The sequence below is a fragment of the Streptomyces sp. NPDC088350 genome (genome assembly GCF_044753545.1).
GTDB lineage: Bacteria > Actinomycetota > Actinomycetes > Streptomycetales > Streptomycetaceae > Streptomyces.
The window spans coordinates 19,205-41,317 of the sequence record NZ_JBIVNL010000016.1 but is presented as its reverse complement, the minus strand read 5'-3'; the positions used below and the strand labels follow the sequence as shown (position 1 = coordinate 41,317).

At 71.1% G+C, this 22,113-nt stretch carries 21 protein-coding genes and 5 tRNA genes; 8 read left to right on the top strand and 18 right to left on the bottom strand.

Translation table 11 applies throughout. The annotated features are described in order from the left end of the window. Nucleotides 1-247: 247 nt before the first annotated feature. Nucleotides 248-808: a CGNR zinc finger domain-containing protein gene (locus tag ACIQBL_RS41560; protein ID WP_401952320.1), complete on the top strand. Its 561-nt coding sequence runs from the start codon at nt 248-250 to the stop codon at nt 806-808. A gap of 71 nt (nt 809-879) precedes the next feature. Here ACIQBL_RS41560 and ACIQBL_RS41555 read toward each other — a convergent pair whose 3' ends face one another. Together ACIQBL_RS41555 and ACIQBL_RS41550 are read right to left on the bottom strand one after the other, a co-directional pair. Further along, nucleotides 880-1,032 (bottom strand): hypothetical protein, encoded by a 153-nt coding sequence (locus ACIQBL_RS41555; protein ID WP_019059824.1) that lies wholly within the window; start codon nt 1,030-1,032, stop codon nt 880-882. 169 nt (nt 1,033-1,201) lie between these two features. Further along, nucleotides 1,202-1,645, bottom strand: coding sequence for a hypothetical protein (locus ACIQBL_RS41550; protein WP_401952317.1), 444 nt, complete (start codon nt 1,643-1,645; stop codon nt 1,202-1,204). A gap of 271 nt (nt 1,646-1,916) precedes the next feature. On the opposite strand from ACIQBL_RS41550, the gene ACIQBL_RS41545 reads away from it, so the two are divergent. Next, nucleotides 1,917-2,432, top strand: a complete 516-nt coding sequence (locus ACIQBL_RS41545; protein ID WP_401952315.1) for a DsbA family protein — start codon at nt 1,917-1,919, stop codon at nt 2,430-2,432. Nucleotides 2,433-2,511: 79 nt separating this feature from the next. Here the strand turns inward: ACIQBL_RS41545 and ACIQBL_RS41540 are convergent, their stop codons facing one another. The 3 genes from ACIQBL_RS41540 to ACIQBL_RS41530 are packed head-to-tail and all read right to left on the bottom strand — an operon-like array spanning nt 2,512 to nt 5,248. Continuing rightward, nucleotides 2,512-3,336: a GNAT family N-acetyltransferase gene (locus ACIQBL_RS41540; protein WP_401952312.1), complete on the bottom strand. Its 825-nt coding sequence runs from the start codon at nt 3,334-3,336 to the stop codon at nt 2,512-2,514. Nucleotides 3,337-3,389: 53 nt separating this feature from the next. After that, nucleotides 3,390-4,211 carry an aminotransferase class IV gene (locus ACIQBL_RS41535; protein ID WP_401952309.1) on the bottom strand — a complete coding sequence of 274 codons (822 nt, stop codon included), beginning with the start codon at nt 4,209-4,211 and terminating at the stop codon, nt 3,390-3,392. Beyond that, complete coding sequence (locus tag ACIQBL_RS41530; RefSeq protein ID WP_401952307.1) at nt 4,208-5,248, bottom strand: chorismate-binding protein; 1,041 nt, start codon at nt 5,246-5,248, stop codon at nt 4,208-4,210. Before ACIQBL_RS41530 ends, ACIQBL_RS41535 begins: the two co-directional genes overlap by 4 nt. 179 nt (nt 5,249-5,427) lie before the next feature. Between ACIQBL_RS41530 and ACIQBL_RS41525 the strand changes: the two genes are divergently transcribed. The 5 genes from ACIQBL_RS41525 to ACIQBL_RS41505 all read left to right on the top strand — a co-directional run bounded on the left by ACIQBL_RS41525 (nt 5,428) and on the right by ACIQBL_RS41505 (nt 5,913). Next, nucleotides 5,428-5,500: transfer RNA gene (locus ACIQBL_RS41525), tRNA-Gly, on the top strand. Nucleotides 5,501-5,539: 39 nt separating this feature from the next. After that, a tRNA-Cys gene (locus tag ACIQBL_RS41520) sits at nt 5,540-5,613 on the top strand. 1 nt (nt 5,614) lies between these two features. Next, nucleotides 5,615-5,686: transfer RNA gene (locus ACIQBL_RS41515), tRNA-Val, on the top strand. A gap of 49 nt (nt 5,687-5,735) precedes the next feature. Beyond that, a tRNA-Val gene (locus ACIQBL_RS41510) sits at nt 5,736-5,807 on the top strand. A 34-nt stretch (nt 5,808-5,841) separates the two neighbouring features. Further along, nucleotides 5,842-5,913 (top strand) — tRNA-Val (locus ACIQBL_RS41505). A gap of 53 nt (nt 5,914-5,966) precedes the next feature. Here ACIQBL_RS41505 and ACIQBL_RS41500 read toward each other — a convergent pair. From ACIQBL_RS41500 to ACIQBL_RS41485, 4 genes are all read right to left on the bottom strand, one after another. Continuing rightward, nucleotides 5,967-6,272, bottom strand: coding sequence for a zf-TFIIB domain-containing protein (locus tag ACIQBL_RS41500; RefSeq protein WP_401952304.1), 306 nt, complete (start codon nt 6,270-6,272; stop codon nt 5,967-5,969). An 80-nt stretch (nt 6,273-6,352) separates the two neighbouring features. After that, nucleotides 6,353-7,291, bottom strand: a complete 939-nt coding sequence (locus ACIQBL_RS41495) for a phosphotransferase family protein (RefSeq protein WP_401952301.1) — start codon at nt 7,289-7,291, stop codon at nt 6,353-6,355. A gap of 442 nt (nt 7,292-7,733) precedes the next feature. Further along, on the bottom strand, nt 7,734-7,943 hold the full coding sequence (locus ACIQBL_RS41490; protein WP_401952298.1) for a hypothetical protein: 210 nt from the start codon (nt 7,941-7,943) through the stop codon (nt 7,734-7,736). A gap of 212 nt (nt 7,944-8,155) precedes the next feature. Beyond that, nucleotides 8,156-8,431 (bottom strand): hypothetical protein, encoded by a 276-nt coding sequence (locus tag ACIQBL_RS41485; RefSeq protein WP_401952295.1) that lies wholly within the window; start codon nt 8,429-8,431, stop codon nt 8,156-8,158. Nucleotides 8,432-8,627: 196 nt separating this feature from the next. Between ACIQBL_RS41485 and ACIQBL_RS41480 the strand changes: the two genes are divergently transcribed. Further along, nucleotides 8,628-9,983, top strand: a complete 1,356-nt coding sequence (locus tag ACIQBL_RS41480; RefSeq protein ID WP_401952293.1) for a serine/threonine-protein kinase — start codon at nt 8,628-8,630, stop codon at nt 9,981-9,983. Between the two features lie 208 nt (nt 9,984-10,191). Here the strand turns inward: ACIQBL_RS41480 and ACIQBL_RS41475 are convergent, their stop codons facing one another. From ACIQBL_RS41475 to ACIQBL_RS41435, 9 genes are all read right to left on the bottom strand, one after another. Then, nucleotides 10,192-10,587 carry an NUDIX domain-containing protein gene (locus tag ACIQBL_RS41475; protein WP_401952290.1) on the bottom strand — a complete coding sequence of 132 codons (396 nt, stop codon included), beginning with the start codon at nt 10,585-10,587 and terminating at the stop codon, nt 10,192-10,194. Between the two features lie 9 nt (nt 10,588-10,596). Next, nucleotides 10,597-11,415, bottom strand: a complete 819-nt coding sequence (locus tag ACIQBL_RS41470) for a TrmH family RNA methyltransferase (RefSeq protein WP_401952288.1) — start codon at nt 11,413-11,415, stop codon at nt 10,597-10,599. A 64-nt stretch (nt 11,416-11,479) separates the two neighbouring features. Beyond that, complete coding sequence (cobA, locus tag ACIQBL_RS41465; RefSeq protein WP_401952285.1) at nt 11,480-12,712, bottom strand: uroporphyrinogen-III C-methyltransferase; 1,233 nt, start codon at nt 12,710-12,712, stop codon at nt 11,480-11,482. 217 nt (nt 12,713-12,929) lie between these two features. Then, nucleotides 12,930-16,796: a nicotinate-nucleotide--dimethylbenzimidazole phosphoribosyltransferase gene (cobT, locus tag ACIQBL_RS41460; protein WP_401952282.1), complete on the bottom strand. Its 3,867-nt coding sequence runs from the start codon at nt 16,794-16,796 to the stop codon at nt 12,930-12,932. 384 nt (nt 16,797-17,180) lie between these two features. Next, nucleotides 17,181-18,404: a precorrin-6y C5,15-methyltransferase (decarboxylating) subunit CbiE gene (gene cbiE, locus ACIQBL_RS41455; protein WP_401952280.1), complete on the bottom strand. Its 1,224-nt coding sequence runs from the start codon at nt 18,402-18,404 to the stop codon at nt 17,181-17,183. Between the two features lie 115 nt (nt 18,405-18,519). Next, entirely contained in the window at nt 18,520-19,158 is a 639-nt protein-coding gene (locus ACIQBL_RS41450; protein WP_401952277.1) for a GNAT family N-acetyltransferase, read from the bottom strand. Nucleotides 19,159-19,320: 162 nt separating this feature from the next. Further along, nucleotides 19,321-20,157: a MetQ/NlpA family ABC transporter substrate-binding protein gene (locus tag ACIQBL_RS41445; RefSeq protein WP_401952274.1), complete on the bottom strand. Its 837-nt coding sequence runs from the start codon at nt 20,155-20,157 to the stop codon at nt 19,321-19,323. Nucleotides 20,158-20,236: 79 nt separating this feature from the next. After that, entirely contained in the window at nt 20,237-20,941 is a 705-nt protein-coding gene (locus ACIQBL_RS41440; protein ID WP_401952272.1) for a methionine ABC transporter permease, read from the bottom strand. Beyond that, nucleotides 20,938-21,972 (bottom strand): methionine ABC transporter ATP-binding protein, encoded by a 1,035-nt coding sequence (locus tag ACIQBL_RS41435; protein ID WP_401952270.1) that lies wholly within the window; start codon nt 21,970-21,972, stop codon nt 20,938-20,940. Before ACIQBL_RS41435 ends, ACIQBL_RS41440 begins: the two co-directional genes overlap by 4 nt. Nucleotides 21,973-22,113: the final 141 nt, after the last annotated feature.

Here is a 22,113-nt window from a genome sequence, read left to right as displayed (position 1 = left end):
GACGGCTCGGGCCTGGACAACCGCATAAGGCACACACCGGCGCCGTCGCCGCGATTCGTCGCGGGGGCGGCGCCGGTGCGCGTGGCGCCCGGCCGGGCGACCCTCCGTGATGCGGGGAACCGCGAGTCCGGGGAACCGCGAGAAGCGCGATGCCGTTCATAGAGGCATGGGGCCGCCCTCCGGGAAGCCACTACCATCGGCCAGCATCGGCGGGCGCCCGCCCGACCCCCAGGCCAGGGAGCGAAACGTGCTGATCACCCACGACACCCGGTGTGCCCTCGACACCGTGGTCGATCTGGTGAACACCGCACCGGAGGACGCCACGGCGCCGGACGGACTGCAGGATGTCGCGCAGCTCGCGGATTTCGTACGAAACCACGAGATCAGCGATGTCGGGGTGCTGTCGGAGTTCGATCTTTCCGCGGTGCGCAAGATCCGCGGACGGTTCACCTCGGTCTTCGCGGCCCCGAACCCGCGGGCCGCCGCCGGGGTGATCAACGACCTGGTCGCCGCCGCCGGCACCACACCCCGGCTCACGGACCACGACGGCTACGACTGGCACGTGCACTATTTCGCGCCCGGTGCCTCGGTCGCCGACCATCTCGCCGCCGACTGCGGGATGGCGCTCGCGTTCTTCGTGGTGGCCGGCGAGCAGGAGCGGCTGCGCCGCTGCGAGGCCCCCGACTGCCGACGCGCCTTCGTCGACCTCTCCCGGAACCGCTCGCGCAGGTACTGCGACAGCCGCACCTGCGGGAACAGGCTGCACGTGGCCGCGTACCGGGCACGGCGCAAGGAGGCGGCGGGCTGACGACGCCCGGCGCGACGGAATCGATGAGGTCGTGGCCCCCGGCGGGTGACGTCGGGGACCACGAGTACGGCTCACAGCATCAGCAGGTCGTGCAGCGAGGCCATGAGCAGCAGACACCCGATCACCGCTAGGAAGATCATCAGCGGTGGCTGGGAAAGGGCGAAAAGGCACCCGCGCGGCTCGTCCTTCGGCGGCGCGGCGTCGCTCTGTGTCGTGTCCAGCATCTCGCGGCGATGATGACGCAGCGGAGACCCTCGGCGCGATCAACACGCCCGATAAGAGAGGGAGTTCGCCGAATTCCGTGATGTCCGTTTCGGGTCGCGTCGTGTCCTGAACGCTTACCGACGGACCCGGCTCACTCTGTGTCGTTTCAGTCGCGGTCCGGTTCGGCCGTCATATGCCGTGCTTCTTGAGGATCGCCTCGATGTCGGTGAAGTCGTCCCCGCCCTGAGCGCGGGGCGTCCCGGCCGGCCGGGTCACAGGACGCTTGGCCGGACCCAGGGAGGGCGCGGAGGCCGCCGGAGCCACCGCGTCCGCCTGGCCGGAGCCGCGGGCCGCCCTGCGCTCCGCACGGGTGCCACCACGGCGGCGCTCCACGGCACGGGTGCCCGTGAACAGCAGCCAGGCGCCGCCCAGCACGACGAAGCCCGCCCAGGCCACGGGGCTGAACGCGGTGTCGGCCGCCCAGCCGACGACCCCCGTCATCACCAGGCCGACCGGCACCAGCGAATAGGCGGCGATACGCGCGGCGGAGAGAAAACGCTTGCGGTACGCGGTGACCGCCGCGATGCCCAAGCCGGCCGCGGAGACGGCGGAACAGACGGTCTCGGCAATCATCCGGTCCTCCAGGCAGGTCCGTCGGGCAGGTATCGGTCGGACGAGTTCGCTTTGCGCGGTCCGTCCGGTCGGTTCGGTCGGACGCGTCCAGTCCGGCAGGTCGCACTTCGTCCCTTCCATCCTGCACCGTCCGGTCCCCGGGATGCCATGCCCCGGTAGGACATCAGGGACATCTCCGGGTCGCATCCTCCCCAGGTGCCGGTCGGCGTCGTACACCTGCGGCTCGTGGTCCCGGTTGGGGCGGCGCGGCCGGGGCTGGGAGACTGGTGCCATGAGTGACCTCCCCTCCGTGCGCACCCCCGTCCTCGACGTCTGGTGCGAGCTGCAGTGCCCGGACTGCCGTACCGCCCTGGACGATGTGCGTGCCCTTCGGGCCCGCTACGGCGACCGGCTGGAGCTGCGGCTGCGGCACTTCCCGGTGGAGAAGCACAAACACTCCTTCGCCGCCGCGCAGGCCGCCGAGGAGGCCGTGGAGCAGGGGCGGGGCTGGGAGTACGTCGAGGCCGTGCTCGGCCGGGTCGAGGAACTGGGCCGTAAGGGAGAACCCTTCCTGGTCGAGGTGGCCGGTGAACTCGGTCTGGACGCCGAGGAGTTCGACACCGCCCTGATCGACGGCCGGCACATCCTGATCGTCGACGCCGACCAGGCCGAGGGCAAGGCCATCGGCGTGACCGGCACCCCGACGTACGTCATCGGCGGTGAGCTGCTCGACGGCGGCAAGAGCCAGGACGGGCTCCGCGCCCGCGTCGAGGAGATCGCCGACCGGCTGCTCGCCGGGGGCGAGTGAGCCGCGCGGCACGTCTCAGAGACGGCGAGTAGGCCGCGAAGCAGGTGTCAGAGACAGCGAGTAGGCCGCGAAGCAGGTGTCAGAGCAGGCTTTTGTACAGGTGGTAGGTGACCGTCTCGTAGCCGAGTGACTCGTAGAGGCGCTCGGCGGGGGTGTTGCCCGCGAAGACGTTCAGACGGATGGTCGGCAGACCGGCCGCGATTCCCTGGGCCTCGGCGAGAAGCATCAGCGTGCGGCCGTGGCCCTTGCCCCGATGGCGTGCGTCGGACTCGACTTCGTAGACGAAGGCCTTGCCGTCGCGCGGGCCCGCCCAGAGCGTGCCCACCTCGGTCCCCTCGTGTTCCAGGACGCTGAAGAGCATCCCCGCAGTGGCCATTCCGTCGGGCAGCAGGGTGGCGTTGCCCTCCAGCGCCCTGGTCCGGGCCTCGGCCTCGGGCACACCGCGCTCGGTCCAGCTCTGGATGAAGCCCTCCGTGCCGAGCTCTAGCCAGGGGTCGAACTCCTCCCGCGTCATGGGCCTCCCCCGGCTCCCCTCGGGCAGTTCGGGCGCGGTGTCGCCGAGGGGCTTCTCCATGTGGCGGTTGCGGACGACGTATCCGAGGGCGGTCACCACCTTGAGAGCCGCCTCCGCCTCCGCGGGCACGGATGCCTCGATCCGGTCGCAGCCCCACCCCCGCACCACCTCCTCGGCGGCGAGCGCGGCCACCGTGCCCCGGCCGCGCCGACGGTCCTGCTCGTCGATGCGCAGGTCCAGGATCTGGGCCACCGAGTCACCGAAGAACGGACTCGTGCCGAGGTGTATCGCGCCGACGGGACGGCTGTTCACACACACCTGGTAACGGCGTGAACGCGTCCCGTCGGCCTCGCGCTGCAGCGGCTCGGTCGGCCGCAGGGTCGTGGTCATCACCTGTGTTCTACCCGACCTGGAGCGCCAGGTCGGCCCAATGAATGAGGCTTTTATGGATCAAGGTCGTCGGCCGACCGCTCGTCGAACACGCGCATGGCCTTGGCGGTCACCGACCCTGCCACGCCCGGGAGTTGGCGGTCGTCGACCAGGTGCACGGCCTGTACGTCCCGCAGCGACGACGTGAGGAAGACCTCGTCGGCGCGCTCCAGGACGTCCAGCGGCAGGTCGGTCTCCTTGGCGCCGGTCCATTCGACGGTCAGGGCGCGGGTGATGCCGGCGAGACAGCCGGAGGTGACCGGCGGGGTGTGGATCTCGCCGTCCAGGACGACGAAGACGTTCGACCCCGTGCCTTCGCAGAGTTGGCCGACCGTGTTGGCGAACAGGGCCTCGGAGGCGCCGTGTTGGTGGGCGCGGGCGAGGGCGACGACGTTCTCGGCGTACGAGGTCGTCTTGAGGCCCGTGAGGGCGCCGCGTTCGTTGCGGGTCCAGGGGACCGTGACCGCGGCCGTGGAGTCGGGGCGGCGGTTCGACTCGCCGAGGGCGATCACGAGGGTCGGGCCGTGTTCGCCGCGGTCGGAGCCTAGGGGGCCGTGGCCGCCGGTATACGTGATGCGCAGCCGGCCGAGCGGCATCGGGTTGGCGTCGAGGACGGCCGCGCAGCCGCGGCGGACCTCGTCCAGGTCGGGGTCGGGCAGCCCGAGGCCGCGCGCGGAGCGGGTCAGGCGGTCGAGATGGCGGGTCAGCGCGAACGTCCTGCCGTCCGTCGCCTTCACCGTCTCGAAAATGCCGTCGCCCACGGTCAGTCCGTGGTCGAAGACGGAGACACGGGCGGACTCGATGTCCTGCAACCCGCCGTCGAGCCAGATCTTCATGAAGGAGCCCCTCCGCTCACCTCGTACGCTCCCGACGCTACCGCGAGCAGCCGTGCCGCCTTCAGCTCGGTCTCCCGCCACTCCGCCTCGGGGTCCGAACCCCAGGTGATCCCCGCACCGGTGCCGAAACGGAGCACGCCGTCGGCACGGTCGATCCAGAAGGTGCGGATACCGACGGCCAGTTCGCCGGTGCCCCGGTCGGCGTCGACCCACCCGATGCCCCCGCAGTAGGGACCACGGGGCGCGGTCTCCAGGGCGTCGATGACGCGCAGGGCACTGGACTTGGGGGCGCCGGTGACGCTCCCGGGCGGGAAGGCGGCGGCCAGCAGCTCCGGCCAGCCGGCGTCCGCGGGCAGCTCACCCCTGACGGTCGAGACGAGATGGACGAGCCCCGGATGCTTCTCCACGACGCACAGGTCCGGCACGGTCACGGTCCCCGTGGCGCACACCCGGCCGAGGTCGTTGCGGACCAGGTCCACGATCATCACGTTCTCGGCGTGGTCCTTCTCCAGCAGATCGGCCTCCGTCCGCCCGGTGCCCTTGATCGGCCCCGACTCGACGACCCGCCCGGTGCGGCGCAGGAAGAGTTCGGGCGAGGCCGTGGCTATCTCGACGCCGCCGGGAAGCCGAATCGTTCCTGCGTACGGCGCCGGGTTGCCGCGCGCGAGCAACGCGGTGAGGGCGTCCACGTCGGCGTCGGGGGCGACGGGGGCGGACAGGACGCGGCACAGGTTGGCCTGGTAGACCTCGCCGGCCGCGATGTGCTCCCGGATGCGGCGGACGCCGGCGGTGTAGGCGGAGCGGTCGAGGGAGGAGGTCCAGGCGTCGGTCGCGGGGCCGTGCCAGGCGCCGGGGACGGGTGCCGGGACCGGTTCGTGTCGTACGTCGCGGAAGCGCGCGCAGGTCAGACGGCCCTCGAAGTCGGCCGCGACCGCCCAGAAGCCGGTGGAGTCCAGGGCCGCGGGATCGCTGGTGACATCGAGGAGACCGGTGGCGACACGGCCGCCGAAACGGGCGAGAGGGACGAGGTGGGACACGCCGTCGAGTCTATGGCGGGTGTCCCACAGGTTGCCCGGCCGTGTCCCCATGGGTGCCCTGACCATGTGTTCCCGTAGTCGCAGGCCAGCACGCTGCACAAACGCGTTTTTGTGCTGGCCCGGGAATCCGCTAGAGTTCAACTCGTCGCCGCGACGCGCAAGCGGAGCGGAAACGACAAGCGGACGTAGCTCAGTTGGTAGAGCGCAACCTTGCCAAGGTTGAGGTCGCCAGTTCGAACCTGGTCGTCCGCTCGCAAAAAGTGGGGGATCTTCCCGAACCCCTACGCTCCTGGTGGAGTGGCCGAGAGGCGAGGCAACGGCCTGCAAAGCCGTCTACACGGGTTCAAATCCCGTCTCCACCTCCAAGGACGATTAGCTCAGCGGGAGAGCGCTTCCCTGACACGGAAGAGGTCACTGGTTCAATCCCAGTATCGTCCACTGGTCCGCAAGGACTTGGTCCGCAAGGACTTGGTCCGCAAGGATCCCCGCGCGATTAGCTCAGCGGGAGAGCGCTTCCCTGACACGGAAGAGGTCACTGGTTCAATCCCAGTATCGCGCACGCACCGCCCATGATCCGCGGATCGTGGTCCCGAGGACGATTAGCTCAGCGGGAGAGCGCTTCCCTGACACGGAAGAGGTCACTGGTTCAATCCCAGTATCGTCCACACTCCGGAACCCCCGGCCGTCCCGTACGGCCGGGGGTTCTTCCGTGTGCCGGTCAGCTGGAGAACAGCATGTGGCCGAAGCTCTTGTGGCGGTGGTGGCCGCCGTGACCTCCGTAGTGGCCACCGCCGTGACCGCCGCCGTGCGGGGCGCCCCAGGCGGGCGCGGGCGGGGCGGGGTAGGCCTGCGGGCCCGGGCCCGGGGGCGGCGGGGCGGGCTGCTGCCACTGGGACTCCACGCGGGTCAGCGCCTCCAGCTCGCCGTAGTCGAGGAAGATCCCCCGGCAGTTGCTGCACTGCTCGATCTGGACACCGTTGCGGTTGTACGTGTGCATCGGCGCATGGCACTTCGGACACTGCATGCTCGGCTCAACTCCTCGCCCGTCGGTACATCTTGGTGTTTCCCCAGGACAGACTCCGTCCGACCCCGGTCGGTTGCACCCTACTTCGCGAATCCGGACGCCAACTCGGGCGGGACGGAACCCATTCGGGCACACGCGTCCACGACCGCCTGCTCCACCTCGTCGAGCGGGCGGTCCGCCGCGACCGCCTTGACGATGGCGAGGGCGGCGGTCTGCACGGTGAGCGTTCGGGCCGGGACGTCCAGGGCGGGCCAGGGGTCGCCGTCCGCGGGGACCGCCGGGCCGCCCGCAGCCCGGTACGCGGACAGGAAGCGGGTCCACTCGTCGGGCGGGAGCAGCCCGCAGGCGTACCAGGCGGCGGGGCGGGCCAGGTCCCACCCGGGGACCCCTGCGCCCAGGTCGTCGACGTCGATCAGCAGCCACGGGCCGTCGGGGGCCGGGTACCGGACCAGCTGGCCGAGGTGCAGGTCGCCGTGGCAGAGGGTGGTGGTGTCCGGCTGGGGGGCCTCCGCGCGGGCCCAGGCGGGGAGGAGCGTCCAGGCGTGCAGGACGGGGGCGGCGGCGGGGTGGGGGCAGGCCGCGCGGAGCCGGGTGATCGCGCGGAGCGCCTTGAGGGGGCCTCGCATGGGTGGGAGGTGAGTCGGGGCGGGGGTGCGGTGGAGGCGGGCGAGGAGGGTGGCCGCGGCTTCCCAGGGGGCCGCGTCCGGGTCGTCCGGGTCCACGGGGGTGCCGTAGGGCCAGAAGGTCACGAGGCGGTCGTGCAGGGTGAGGGGGGTGGGGGCGAGTGGGGGCAGGAGGATGCCGGGGAGGTGCTCGGCCGTGGTGAGGCGAGTGGTGAGGTCGGTGGGGTGGGTGTCCGGGGCGTGGGCCTTCGCGACGGTGTCGGCGTGGCGGACGACTGTGCCGTCGGGGCGGTCGGTGAGGGTGCGGGTTGCTCCGCAGGGGCAGCCGGGGGTCTGGGCGTGTGCTGCGGCTCTGGCTCGGGTGGTGAGTTCGGAGAGCAGAGGGGTGGCAGTCACGGGGCTTCCTGGGGGCGGGTGGTGGGGTGTCGTCGCGAGCGTACGGGGTGGTGCGGTGGTGGGGGTCTACGGCGGTTTCGGGCGGCCTGTACGGGTGGGTGGGCCCAGGGGTTTTCGCCCCCGCCGCCCCTACCCGTCCCATCTCCAGGAGCTGCCGCCCCTTCGGCCCCGCCTGGGGGCTCCGCCCCCAGACCCCCATCGGCCCCGAAAGGGCCTCGTCCTCAAACGCCGGACGGGCTGAGTGATGTCAGCCCGCGTTGAGAGGTTGCCGGACGGGCTGAGGACAGCGGGCCTGAACTCGGCAGTCGGACGGGCAAAGCAAAGCCGGCGCAGCTCCCCAGCTGCGCCGGCTTTTTTTGCCGTCCGCCGCACCCCCGTCCCCACGGGGTTTCATGGGTGGATGTCCCCGCCCGGACCGCTCTTCCGGGCCTGGGGTCGCCGCTCAGCGCCCCAGCATCACTCCCACGGACGACGCTTGTGTGGCCACGGTCTCCCAGCCGTCGAAGACGACTAGGAGCAGGACCGCCAGGGGAAGTGCCATCAAGGTCGCCACCAGTGGGTGGCGACGGCCTGTGCGGCGGGTGCGGAACGCCGCGTTGTACGCCTTGCGTCCCTCTGTGCGGATCAATGCCCGCGGTGCCGTGTAGGCCATGGTCCCTCTCCTGACCGTGCTCCGTTGACCGAACTCGGTTGTCGTTGGCAGCGGCGGGTGTCTGACCTCGGGGGACGAGTGCTGCACCCGCCGCTTGACCTCAAATCTAGGCGTGCGGCGGGTGCGGGTCGTCATGCCCTCGTACCGATTGGCGGGCCTCCCGGAGGATGAGCAATGACCTGCGAAGTACTCCCCTGGGTGGAGACGGAGTCCTAGGTCTCGGGGTCTTCCCGGAGGGTGAGTCCGGTGTGCCCCGCTTTCTCTGAGCTGTCCTCGCGCGGGACCGGCTGCTCGACCAGGGCGAGGACCCGGGTCGCCATGAAGCGGGCGGTGCGGACGACGGAGCCGTTGCGGGTGACTTCGCTCACTTCCACGACACCTCGTCGTACCGCTGTCTCCACCCTGCGGCCCGCCCTGCTCGCCACCACCTCGTATGTACGTGTTGTGTCGCCGGCGTCCACCACTATCTCGACGCGATCACCCTTCACGCGCTCAATCCCCCTTCTGTGATGGTTGGTTGGGGTCGGGGGTGGTGCGAAGTCCTGCTGTTCGCACGGCCTCTGACCACTCTTCAAGTTTCCCACCCGGCACTGACAATCCGTCGGTCCGAGAGGGCGCGGCCTTTGCGCGCGGGCGCCCGGGGAAACGTAAGCTGTCGCTCGTCACACGGACCGGGCAGCGGGGATGAACATGGCGATGATGCGCCTGAGGCGCGAGGACCCGCGCGTCGTCGGCTCGTTCAGGCTTCACAGACGGCTCGGCGCGGGCGGAATGGGCGTCGTCTATCTGGGCTCCGACCGCAAGGGTCAGCGGGTCGCGCTGAAGGTCATCCGGCCGGACCTGGCGGAGGACCAGGAGTTCCGTTCGCGGTTCGCGCGCGAGGTGTCGGCCGCGCGGCGGATCCGGGGTGGGTGCACGGCCCGGCTGGTCGCGGCGGATCTGGAAGCCGATCGGCCGTGGTTCGCCACGCAGTACGTTCCCGGGCCCTCCCTGCACGACAAGGTCGCCGACGAGGGGGCGCTGGGGGCTGCCGAGGTCGCCGCGATCGGGGCCGCGCTGTCGGAGGGGCTGGTCGCGGTGCACGAGGCCGGTGTCGTCCACCGGGATCTCAAGCCGTCCAACATTCTGCTGTCCCCCAAGGGGCCGCGGATCATCGACTTCGGTATCGCGTGGGCGACCGGTGCGTCGACGCTCACGCATGTCGGTACGGCGGTCGGTTCGCCCGGGTTCCTCGCCCCTGAGCAGGTGCGGGGAGCTGCGGTCACGCCGGCCACGGATGTCTTCTCGCTCGGGGCCACGCTCGCGTACGCCTCAACCTCCGACTCGCCCTTCGGGCACGGCAGTTCCGAGGTGATGCTGTACCGCGTGGTGCACGAGGAGGCGCAGCTGCACGGGGTGCCGGACGCGCTTGCCCCGCTGGTGCGGGCGTGTCTGGCGAAGGACCCCGAGGAGCGGCCCAGCACCCTTCAACTGTCCCTGCGGCTCAAGGAGATCGCCGCCCGTGAGGCCCAGGGGCTGTCCGACGTACGGCCGCCCTCGCCCCGCGCGGGGGAGGCGGACCGGCCCACCGGGCGTCTCACCGACAGTTATCCGGAGCAGCGCACCACGCAGAGCGGGCGGCGTCCGCAGGGCACGCCTGCGCCGCGCGGTGCGGCTCCGCCTTCGCGGGGTGGTGGTAGTCCCTCGCGCGGGGGCGGGGGTGGCGGTGGAGTCCCGTCTCGGCCGAGTCAGGCTCGGCCGACTCCTGCGGGGCGGAACACCACTCGGTCCGGCAGCGGGAGCCGGCCCTCGCCTCGTAGTGGCACCGGGCGGCCTGGTCCGCGGGGCACGGGTACCGGGCGGCGGCCCGCGAATCCGCGGCTGCTGCGGCAGCGGTTGTTCGTGTTCGTCGTGGTGACGTTGCTGGTCGCGCTGGGGATCGCGGTGGCTCAGGGGTGCTCGGGGCCGGCTCACGGGCTTGGTCGTACGGGGGGTGCCGGGGGCGTTGGTCAGCAGGAGCGACAGGAGCGCCTCGTACAGGCGGACAGTACGGAACTGTAGGCGGCGTCGTCGTGGGGTTGTTCCGCCCCCGCCGCCCCTACCCGTCCCATCCCCAGGGGCTGCCGCCCCTTCGGCCCCGCCTGGGGGCTGCGCCCCCAGACCCCCATCGGCCCCGAAAGGGCCTCGTCCTCAAACGCCGGACGGGCTGAGTGATGTCGGCCCGTGGTGAAGAGGTGTCTCGCGATCCCCGGCCCCCTCTTCACCGCGTCTACAAGCCCGGCAGGACATGTGTGAAGAACTCTCGGTCCGCGTCGAAGAGTGGGGTCATCGTCAGGAACTCCGTCGGTGTGACCCAGCGGACCTCGGAGACCTCGCCCGGGTCGGGGACGATCGTGCCGTTGCCTGTTTCGGTGGCTGTCCACCAGTGGAGGCGGAAGGTGCCGTCGTCGGTCTCGGACTGCCAGACTTTGGAGAGGGGGGATACCGTGAGGCCGACCTCCTCGTGGACCTCTCTGACCAGGGCTTCTTCCTGGGTTTCGCCCGGTTCCAGTTTGCCGCTGAGGGGAGCCCAGTAGCCGGAGCGGGCGGAGTCGGGGCCGCGGCGGATGACGAGGACGCGGTCCGCGCGCCGGAGGACTGCGACGATCGCCTCGCGCTGGGCCAAGCCATGCTCCTAGAGGTCGGGGCGGCCGGTGGCCACCGCGTAGAAGGCGACGGCAGCGGCGGCGCCCACGTTGAGGGAGTCGACGCCGTGGGCCATGGGGATGCGGACCCATTCGTCGGCCGCCACCAGGGCTTGGGTCGAGAGGCCGTCGCCCTCCGCTCCCAGCATCAGGGCCACCCTGTCCATGCGGTGCGGGGCGGCCTCGTCGAGGCTCTTCGCCTTCTCGTCGGGGGTGAGGGCGAGGAGGGTGAAGCCGGCCTCGCGGACCGACTCCAGGCCCTTGGGCCAGCTGTCGAGGCGGGCGTAGGGGACGGAGAAGACCGCGCCCATCGAGACCTTCACACTGCGGCGGTACAGAGGGTCCGCGCAGTCGGGGGACAGCAGGACCGCGTCCATGCCCAGGGCCGCCGCCGAGCGGAAGATCGCGCCGATGTTGGTGTGGTCGTTGACGGATTCCATGACGACGACCCGGCGGGTGGTCTGGAGGAGTTCGTCCGCCGTGGGGAGGGGTTTGCGCTGCATGGAGGCGAGCGCGCCCCTGTGGACGTGGTAGCCCGTCACGCGTTCGGCCAGTTCCGGGCTCACCGCGTAGACCGGGGCCGGGAGTTCGTCGATGACGTCCCGCATGACGTCGACCCACTTCGCGGACAGCAGCATGGAGCGCATCTCGTAGCCCGCGTCCTTGGCCCGTCTGATGACCTTCTCGCCCTCGGCGATGAACAGGCCCTCGGCCGGTTCGCGCTTGCGGCGCAGCTCTACGTCGGTCAGGCCCGTGTAATCACGCAGGCGCGGGTCGTCGGGATCCTCAACGGTGATGAGATCGGCCACAGGGTGATACTGCCTTGTCCTGGGTGTGGTGCCAACGGCTGGGAACGGGTTGTGTTACCCGGGGTTACGCAGATGTCCGCGGGCCCACGGTGACGACCGCGCCGATGACGATCACCGCCGGCGGCTTCACGTCCTCCGTGCGTACCGTCTCGCCGACCGTCGCGAGGGTCGCGTCCACCCGGCGCTGGGCGGCCGTCGTGCCCTCTTGGATGAGAGCTACGGGGGTGTCGACCGGCTTCCCGTGCGCCATCAGGGTCTCGGCGATCTTCCCGATCTTGTCCACGCCCATCAGGACCACCAGCGTGCCGGTGAGCTTCGCGAGGGACTGCCAGTCGACCAGCGAACGCTCGTCGTCAGGGGCTACATGGCCGCTGACCACCGTGAACTCGTGTGCGACACCTCGGTGGGTGACCGGGATGCCGGCGGCTCCGGGGACCGAGATCGAGCTGGAGATGCCGGGCACGACCGTGCACGGGATTCCGGCCTCGGCGAGCGCCTGGACCTCCTCCATGCCGCGGCCGTAGACGAAGGGGTCGCCGCCCTTCAGCCGTACGACCGACTTGCCCTGCTTGGCGTGTTCGATCAGGGCGTTGTTGATGGCCTCCTGGGCCATGTAGCGGCCGTAGGGGATCTTCGCCGCGTCGATGACCTCGACGTGCGGGGGGAGTTCGGCGAGGAGGTCGCGGGGGCCGAGGCGGTCGGCGATGACGACGTCGGCCTCGGCGAGGAGGCGGCGGCCTCGGACCGTGATGAGGTCCGGGTCGCCGGGGCCACCGCCGACGAGGGAGACTCCCGGGGTGCGGGTGCGGTGGTGGGGGGCGACGAGGGTGCCGTCGCGCAGGCCCTCGACGACCGCGTCGCGGATGGCGGCGGTGTGGCGGGGGTCCCGGCCGCGCGCGTCCGTGGTGAGTACGGCGATGGTGACGCCCTCGCTGTGGCCCGTCGCCGGGGTCCATGCGGTGGCCTGGTCGGCGTCGTCGGAGCGGACGCACCAGACGCGGTTGCGCTCCGCTTCGGCGGAGGCGGCGGTGTTGGCGTCGGTGTCACTCGTCGCGATCAGGGCGTACCAGGCGTTCGCGAGGTCGCCGTCGGCGTACGGGCGCCGCTCCCAGGTGATCTCGCCCGCGTCCGCCATCGCCTCGACGGAGGGGGTGGCTTCCGGGGATACGAGGGTGATGTCGGCGCCCGCCGCGATCAGCGCCGGGAGGCGGCGCTGGGCGACCTGGCCGCCGCCGAGGACGACGACCCTGCGGCCGGTGAGGCGGAGGCCTACGGGGTAGGCGGGGTTTTCGGCCATGAGGGTGCGGCTCCTCTTTACGGCGTGCGGTAGCCCTGACGTGCAGATTTTAAGGGCAGGTCAGCATGGCGGCTCAGGCGGTCCAGTGGCTGAGCACCATCGCCGACTGCGGGTCCGTGGTCCGTGCCCACCCGTTCCGCCCTGCGGAACGCCTGCCCACGGACCACTCGGGCCCGGCGAAGGCGCCCGGAACCGCAGTCCCGGAACGTCCTCGTGCCTACTTCTCGGTGACGCCCGCCGAGTCGAACGTCGCCACCTCGTGCATCGCCCTCGCCGTGCTCTGCACCAGCGGCAGGGCCAACAGGGCGCCCGTGCCCTCGCCGAGGCGGAGGTCGAGGTCGACCAGGGGGCGCAGGCCGAGCTTGTTGAGGGCGGCCACGTGGCCCGGTTCGGCGCTGCGGTGGCCCGCGATGCAGGCCGCGAGGACCTCGGGGGCGATCGCGCGGGCCACCAGGGCGGCGGCACCGGCACTGACGCCGTCCAGGATCACCGGCGTACGCAGCGACGCGCCGCCGAGCAACAGGCCGACCATGGCCGCGTGTTCGAAGCCGCCGATCGCGGCGAGTACGCCGACGGGGTCGGCCGGGTCCGGCTGGTGGAGTTCGATCGCGCGGCGCACGACCTCCGTCTTGCGGGCCAGGGTCTCGTCGTTGATGCCGGTGCCGCGGCCCGTCACCTCGGCGGGGTCGGTGTCCGTGAAGACCGAGATCAGGGCGGCGGACGCGGTGGTGTTCGCGATGCCCATCTCACCAGTGAGCAGAGCCTTGTTGCCGGCCGCGACGAGGTCGCGGGCCGTCTCGATGCCCACCTCGATGGCCTGCTTGGCCTCCTCGCGGGTCATCGCGGGACCGGTCGTCATGTCGGACGTGCCGGCCCGGATCTTGCGGGGCAACAGGCCGGGCGTGGCCGGGAGTTCGGACGCCACGCCGACATCCACGACGCACACCTCGGCGCCCACCTGGCTCGCGAAGGCGTTGCAAACGGCGCCGCCGCCAAGGAAGTTGGCGACCATCTGGGCCGTCACCTCCTGCGGCCAGGGCGTGACGCCCTGCGCGTGCACGCCGTGGTCGCCCGCGAAGATCGCGACGGCCGCAGGCTCCGGGATCGGCGGCGGGCACTGCCGGGACAGGCCGGACAACTGCGCGGAGATGATCTCCAGCATGCCGAGCGAGCCCGGCGGCTTCGTCATCCGCTTCTGCCGCTCCCACGCCTCGCCGAGCGCCTTCGCGTCCAGCGGGCGGATACCGGCGACGGTCTCGGCGAGCAGGTCGTGCGGGTCCTCGCCGGGCAGGGCACGGCGGCCGTACGTCTCCTCGTGCACGACCCACGACAGGGGACGGCGCTTGGACCAGCCCGCCTGCATCAGCTCGGGCTCCTCCGGGAACTCGTCGACGTAGCCGACGCAGAGGTACGCGATGACCTCCAGGTGTTCCGGCAGACCGAGCGCGCGGACCATCTCGCGCTCGTCGAAGAAGCTGACCCAGCCGACGCCGAGGCCTTCGGCGCGGGCGGCGAGCCAGAGGTTCTCGACGGCCAGGGCGGCGGAGTACGGCGCCATCTGCGGCTGCGTGTGCCGGCCGAGGGTGTGGCGACCGCCGCGGGTAGGGTCGGCGGTGACGACGATGTTCACCGGGGTGTCGAGGATGGCCTCGATCTTCAGTTCCTTGAAGACCTTCGCCCTGCCCTTGGGCAGCGACTTCGCGTACGCCTCGCGCTGGCTCTGCGCCAGTTCGTGCATGGCCCGGCGGGTGTCGGCGGAACGGATGACCACGAAGTCCCACGGCTGCGAGTGCCCGACGGACGGCGCGGTGTGCGCCGCCTCGAGCACCCGCAACAGCACGTCGTGCGGGATCGGGTCACTGCGGAAGCCGTTGCGGATGTCCCGGCGCTCGCGCATCACCTTCAGCACGGCCTCGCGCTCGGCGTCGTCGTAGGCGGGCGCGGCCGGGCCGGTGGACTCTCGTACGTCTTCCACTGCGGCCGTGCTCTCTTCTTCCTGATCGGCGGCCCGGGTGTCCAGGTCGTCCGCGTGCTGTACGAGTTCGGGGTCGCCGTCGGCCTCACGGGGGGCGGGGACCGTGGCGAAGGGTTCCTCCGCGGGGAGCGTGAGGGCGTGCGGCGGGGTCGGCGCGAGGTGCGGGGTGGTGGGCACCGAGCCCTCCACCGCCACGAAACGGCCGAGCGAATCGTCCGGCTGGGGCTCCGGCGGGAGCGCGTGCACGTGCGGCGGTTCGGCGAACTGGGCGTCGGGGGTGGGGGGTTGGGCGAGGAGGGTGGCCTCGGGGGGCTCCGTGGGTTCCGGTCCAGCGTTGCCTTCGAGTACGACGGGCTGGGGGGCCGGTGCGGGTTCGGGTTCCGGCGCGACTTCCAGTACGGCTTCGGCTTCGGCTTCGGCTTCGGCTTCGGCCGATTGCGACGGGTCGGGGGTCGCCTCGACCGGAGGTGCCGCGACCTCGGATTGTGCCGTGTCCGGGTCTGGAGCGGCTTGGGGAGGCATGGACACTGCTTCGGGGGTGAGCGGAGCCTCAACTACCGCCGGGGCGGCCGGAGTTTGCTCGACCTCCTGGGCGATGACACCAGGTGCCTCGACCGGGGCGACCTCGGGCTCGGTCTCGGTCTCGGTCGCGATCTCGGTCTCGGTCTCGGTCTCGTACGCTTCCGTGGCGTCGGGAGCGAACGCGCCGTCCTGCGTCGGGCCCGGCTCCGGAGCGACTACGGCTTCGGGGGCCTGCCCGGCGTCATGAACCGCCCCGGCCTCAGCGCCTTGCCCGTTCCCGGCAGCGAACCCGGCGTCGTAGACCTCTTCGGCCTCCGGCAACGGCCCGACCTCGGAAACGAACGCCTCCTCGGAAACCGGCACAGGCACAGGCACAGGCACAGCAGCCGCATCGTCGACGCTCACCGGCACCTCGGCGACATCCGGCACCACAGCGCCGTCCTGGACCTGCCCGCCCTCCACAGCGAACGCGTCACCGGGCACCTGTCCCGCACCCACCACGGACGCGCCCTCGGGCACGGCACCCTCACCCACGACCACCGCGTCCTCGGACACGGAACCCGCGCCTGCGGCGAACGCTTCCTCGGGGCCAGAACCGGTCCCCACAGCAAACGCGTCCTCGGGCACGGGCACGGGCGCGACACCCGAAGCATCCACACCCTCGGCGGCACCGCCGTTCTCCGGCGCGTACCCCGCGTCGGAGCCCTGCACGGCGACCGAACCCTCGGTTTCCGCCGCCGGTCGGCCGGTCTCGGGGACGCCGGTGTTGCCGGAACTCTCCGTGCTCACGTGGGCGAAAGCCGCTGCGGGCTCCCCCGCGTACACCTGCCCGTGGCCCTGCCACGCCTCGCCGGCGTCGGGAGCCTGTGCCATGCCCGGGTCCGTGGCCATGCCCGTGACCGGAACCGGTTCGGGTGTGACGAACCCGGCGTCCGGGGCCTCCGTGGCGACGCCTCCGCCGACCGTTTCCGTGGCGAGTCTCGCCATCGTGGCCTGGGCCGCGCCGACGGACTCGGTCGCCGGTTCGCCAAGCGGAGTAACCGTTTCCGCTGGCTGCTCCCCCGCGCCCACCGGAGCCGGGGCGCCCCAGGGGGACCCGCTCTGCGGGGGCAGGTCGCGGAGTTGGGGGGCGTCGAGGTACTCGGTGCCGGTCGCCGGCGGGCCGGGCTGGCGTACCGGCGCGCCCGCGGGGCCGCGGTCGGCGAGGGAGCGGACCGGGCTCGCGGAGGTGTCGGGGAGGGGCGGGCCGAGGTGCAGCGGGCGGCGCGGGGTGACCGGCGCGGGCGGCGGTTCGGCGAGCCGGACGCCGCCGAGGTCGACGGAACCGCTGTCGCGGCCGGCCGTCTCGTGCGGGCCGGGCTCGTGCGGAGCGGGCTCGTGGACGGTCTCGACGACGGGCTCGGGAGCGGGGGGCGGGACCTCGTTGCCCCAGGCGCCCTGGGCGCCCGGCAGCAGCAACAGGTCCTCGTCCTCGGCGGTGGTCTCGGAGAGGTAGGTGTACGCGCCGTGCGCGGGAACGCCTGGCTGTTCCACCATGCCTGCGTTCTCCGGCAGCCCCTCGGCCGGGACCTGGCCGGTGTCGGTCATGCGTACCCCTCGCCCATCGGTTAGTGCTTCTACGACCCGCTCACCGGGAACGGCGCACCGACCGCCCCGCAGTGGAGAACGAGCGTGCCTGTCCAGCGGCACGAACGACCCGACGCCAAAAAGCGACAAAGCCATTTAGACGACAAAGCCATTGACTGGCATTGTCGCGGCCGTTGCGCCGTCGCGACAGCTTGATCCGCGACGGCCCGCTGTGGACTGCGCCACGTTGCGCGTCCTCCGGTTCCGCCGTACCACACTCACCCCAAAACGGGCGGGTTTTCCGGACATTGACGAACGAAGTGCCGGGTCACCCGATGCGGTACAACAGTCCGCCAGCCTACCGCGCGCAGTACGACAACAGGATCACGGGGACGGTACGAGGGGTCAGGAAACGCGCTCCGGGAGGAGGCCGCTGAGCAGGAACGCGACACTCCGTTCCGTCTCCGTCCAGGCCCTGGTGTCGAGTTCGACGGACTGGAGGAGGGCGCACTCGACGTGGTAGCCGTGCTCCGACAGGTCGCGGCCGACGAGTTCGGCCTCGTCGCGGGTGGAGGCGTGCGCCACGATGCGCTGCGGGCGCCGGTCGGCGACCGCGGAGACGACGGCCACTCCCCCGCCGCCGACGCGCACCACGTCGGGTTCGGGGAGGTTCTCCAGGATGTGCGGGGCGTCGCCCTGGACGATCTGGAGGTGCACGCCGAAGCTGCGTGCCGCGGAGTCGGTGCGGGTGCAGGCCTGGGTGTCGCGGTCGACGGCGATGACGGCGGCTCCGGCGCGGGCCGCCTCGATGGCGAAGGCGCCGCTGCCGCAGCCGATGTCCCACACCAGGTCTCCGACGCGCGGGCCCAGGCGGGCGAGTTGGGCGGCCCGGAGCAGATCCGTCTCGCCTTCGCCCAGTTGCCCGCCGTAGGCCTCGGCGGGCAGGGTCCAGCCGCGGGCGACGGCGGCCGGGTCTCGGCCGGCGATCCAGCCCTCGCCCGGTCCCGCCGTGACGGCCGGGCCGACCGGGCCGCCCATGACGATGACGACGTTGGGGTCGCGCCAGGTGCGGTCGGCGGCCTTGTCCGAGGTGAGGACGGTGACCTGCTCGTGCTCGGTGCCCAGTTCCTCGCAGATGACGAAGGTGCGCTGGACGCTCCCCAGCAACAGGCCGAGTTCGGCGGGGCCGGCGCCCGGTGAGGTGAGAACGGCGACTTTTGTGTGGGCCCGGCACACGTTCACCGCGCGTCGCAGGGTGCGCCTGTGTGCGACGACCACCTGCGCGTCGTCCCAGGGCATACCGGCGCGGGCGAAGGCGGCGGCCACGGAGGAGACGGCGGGGACGACCTCCACCTCCAGGCCGAACTCGGGTGCGCGCAGGGTCCGTACGACTCCGAAGAAGCCCGGGTCCCCGTCGGCGAACACGACGGCGGTGCCGCGGTGTCCGGCGATGCGGCGGGCGGCGAGGGCGACGCTGCCGAGGCGGATGCGCTCGGCGCGCTGCGGTACCTCGGGGAGCGCGAGGTGGTGGGGCGCGCCGGCCACCAGGGTGGCGGCGCCGAGGGCTGAGCATGCCGCGGCGGTCAGCGGAGAGCCGTCCCAGCCGATCACCGTGACGCGGTCGGCCATCGTCGTCAGTCTCCAGGGGTAATTCGCAGGTCGTCGGGGGAAGCGGCCCGTACGCGGGCACCGTGAGGGTACCTGGTGCGGCTGGGCGGTGCTCCCGGGGTCGTACCCGCCGGATTCAGTTCCAGTCGGCGAGTGACGTGAAACCGTCGGCGTCTTCGAGCTGTTCGGCCGTGCCCTCCAGGTCCTCCGGGAGGAGGCTCCACACGATGAAGTCGGTGCGGACGTCCACCCAGGTGCCGTCGTCGGCGTGGACGTGCGCTATGCACGCGCCCCGCAGGACGCCCTCGCTGATGCAGCCGATCTTCTGGGCCACCTGCTGGGAGGCCGTGTTGTCGGCGGCGGTGCGCAGTTCGATGCGCTCCAGCTTCTGGTCCCCGAACAGCCATTGGGCGGTGGCGAGCGCCGCCTCGGAGGCGTATCCCTCGCCGCGCGCCCAGGGGGCGATGATGTACGACAGTTCGGTGGACCTGACGTGCCAGTTGGTCTTGGTCAACTGGACGATGCCGACGAGCCGTTGGGTGAGGAACTCGGTGACGGCGAGGTCCAGGCCGCGGCCCGAAGTCCGTTCGGCGGGCGCGTAGTTGGTGATCCACTCACGGGCGCCTGCCTGGGTGAACGGCTGGGGAACGTCGGTCCAGGAGGCGACCTGCTCGTCGTTCATCATCTCGGACAGGGCCTGTACATCGTCCTCGTCGAGGGGCCGCAGCACCAACCGCTCCGTGCTGATGGAGATGTTGGGGAAGGTGCTAGTCATGCGCCGCTCCGTAACCGTTGGAAAATGTTCAGGGCCCCCTGAGCTGACCAGCATGCAGCATGAAAGCGCCCAACCGCACCACCGGGTCCACCCATGGTGAGGGAGTGGACCCGGTGAGTTGCGGCGAGTTGTCTACAAGACGACTCGGAAGGACGGGATGGGTCAGAAGGACGGGATGACCGAACCGGCGTACTTGTCCTCGATGAACTTCTTCACCTCGGGCGAGGTCAGCAGCTTCGCGAGCTTCTTGACGCGCGGGTCCTTCTCGTTGCCCTTCTTCACGGCGAGGAAGTTGCCGTAGGGGTTGTTCGTCGCGGACTCCAGGACGATGGCGTCCTTGGCGGGCTTGAGGCCCGTGGAGATGGCGTAGTTGCCGTTGATGACGGCCGCGTCGACGTCGTCCAGGGAGCGCGGGGTCTGGGCCGCCTCCAGCTCCTTGAACGTGAGGTTCTTGGGGTTCTTGGTGATGTCCGCGGGGGTCGCCTCGTTGCCCACACCGGCCTTGAGGGTGATCAGCCCGTTCGCCGCGAGCAGCTTGAGGGCGCGGGCCTCGTTGACGCTGTCGTTCGGAACGGCGATCGTCGCGCCGCTCTTGAGGGCGTCGGCGCTCTTGACCTTGTGGGAGTAGAGGCCGAGCGGCTCCAGGTGGACCGTGACGACGGGCACGATGTGGGTGCCGTTCTTCTTGTTGAAGTCGTCCAGGTACGGCTGGTTCTGGAAGTAGTTGGCGCCCACCGAGCCGTCCTCGGTCGCCGTGTTCGGCGTGACGTAGTCGGTGAACTCCTTGACCTCCAGGTCGAGTCCGGCCTTCTTCGCCAGGTGGTCCTTGATGTAGTCGAGGATCTCGGCGTGCGGGGTGGGGCTCGCGGCGACGACCAGCGGTCCGCTGTAGTCGGAGGAGGCCGAGGAGGAGCCCTTGTCCGAGCCGCAGGCCGAGAGCGCGAAGGTGAGCGCTCCGGCGGCGAGGACGGCGGTGGTGAGCTTTGCGGTGTTACGCACGAAAAGTGCCTTTCCTGAAGGGTGTTGCGTATGACGACCCCGCGTTGGGTGGTGCGGGGAGCCTGTGAGGGGGGTGGGCCTACGCGGCTTTGAGCAGCCGTAGCCTCGGCGCGGATCCTGACCGTCCGCCGCGCCGGTGCAGCGAGCGGGCCGCGTAGTCGCCGGCGAACTGGATGAGGGAGATGACGACCGCGAGGATCGCCACGGTGATCCACATCAGCTGGGTCTCGAAGCGCTGGTAGCCGTAGCGAATGGCGATGTCGCCGAGGCCTCCGGCGCCGACCGTGCCGGCCATGGCGGAGTAGCCGATGAGCGCGACGATCGTGGTCGTGGTGCTGGAGATCAGCGAGGGCAGGGACTCCGGTACGAGGACCTTGCGCACGATCGTCCAGGTGTTGCCGCCCATCGACTGCACGGCCTCGACGAGCCCGCCGTCCACTTCGCGGACAGCCGTCTCAACCAGGCGCGCGAAGAAGGGAATTGCCCCGATCGCGAGCGGCACGATCGCGGCCTCGCGGCCGATCGTCGTCCCGGTGATGGTCCGCGTGAAGTTCATCAGCGCGACCATGAGGATGATGAACGGCAGCGAGCGGGCCACGTTCACGATCTGCCCGATGACCTTGTTGGCGGCGACGTTCTGGAGCAGTCCGCCGCGGTCGGTCAGGACGAGCAGGATGCCGAGCGGGAGTCCGCCGACGACGGCGATGACCGTGGACCAGCCCACCATGTACAGCGTGTCCCAACACGCCTGGGACAGCAGCGGCTGCATCTCGGACCAGCTCACTTGGCACCTTCCTTCAGCAGTACGGGCTCCTGGCCCAACACGTCGATCTGCAGGCCCTGTTCGCGCAGGAAGCCGATCGGCACCACGTTGTCCTCGTAGCGGCCGGGCAGTTCGATGCGCATGCGGCCGACCTGGAGTCCACCGACGGTGTCGATGGCGGCGCCGAGGATCGAGATGTCGATGTTGTAGGTGCGCGAGAGCTGGGAGATGACCGGCTGGGTGGCGGCCTCGCCGTGGAAGGTGACGTCGACGACGGTCCGGTCCTCGCCGCCCGCCTCGCCGCTGACCGGGAAGAGCGCGGTGGCCAGCTCGGAGCCGGGGGTGGCGAGCAGTTCGCTCACAGTCCCGGACTCGACGATGCGCCCGTTCCGCATCAGCGCGGCGGAGTCGCAGACCGACTTCACGACGTCCATCTCGTGCGTGATGAGCAGGACGGTCAGGCCCAGTTGCCGGTTGAGGTCGCGCAGCAGCTGGAGGATCGAGCGGGTGGTCTCCGGGTCGAGCGCGCTGGTGGCCTCGTCGGACAGCAGCACCTTGGGGTCGCCGGCCAGGGCGCGGGCGATGCCGACACGCTGCTTCTGCCCACCGGAGAGCTGCGCCGGGTAGGCCTTCGCCCTGTCGGCGAGCCCGACGAGGTCGAGCAGCTCAAGTGCCTTGCGCGAGCGCTCCTTTCCGGACCTGCCGAGGATTTCGAGCGGCAATTCGACGTTGTCCTGGACGGTCCGCGAGGAGAGCAGGTTGAAGTGCTGGAAGACCATGCCGATACGGCTGCGCGCCTGCCGGAGTTCCCGTCCGGCGCGCGGTCCGCGCCCGGCGAGGGCGGTGAGGTCCCGCCCGTCGACGGTGACCGTGCCGGCGGTGGGCTTCTCCAGGAGGTTGACGCAGCGGATGAGCGAGGACTTGCCGGCGCCGGACTGGCCGATGACGCCGTACACCTCGCCTTCGCGGACGTGGAGATCGACGCCGTCGAGGGCGGTGACCTCACGGCCGCGCGAGCGGTAGACCTTGGTCAGGCCCGATGTGGTGATCACTGGGGTTCCATGACTGTCGAGTACAAGGGCGTGGGTGTGCCCTGGTACGAGGGGGGAAATGTGCGTGGGGCGGCGGAGTCGCACGGCGTTCAGCACATGGACATGCCACTGCGGCTCGCTTCGGGGCGCGAGGCTGGGGCG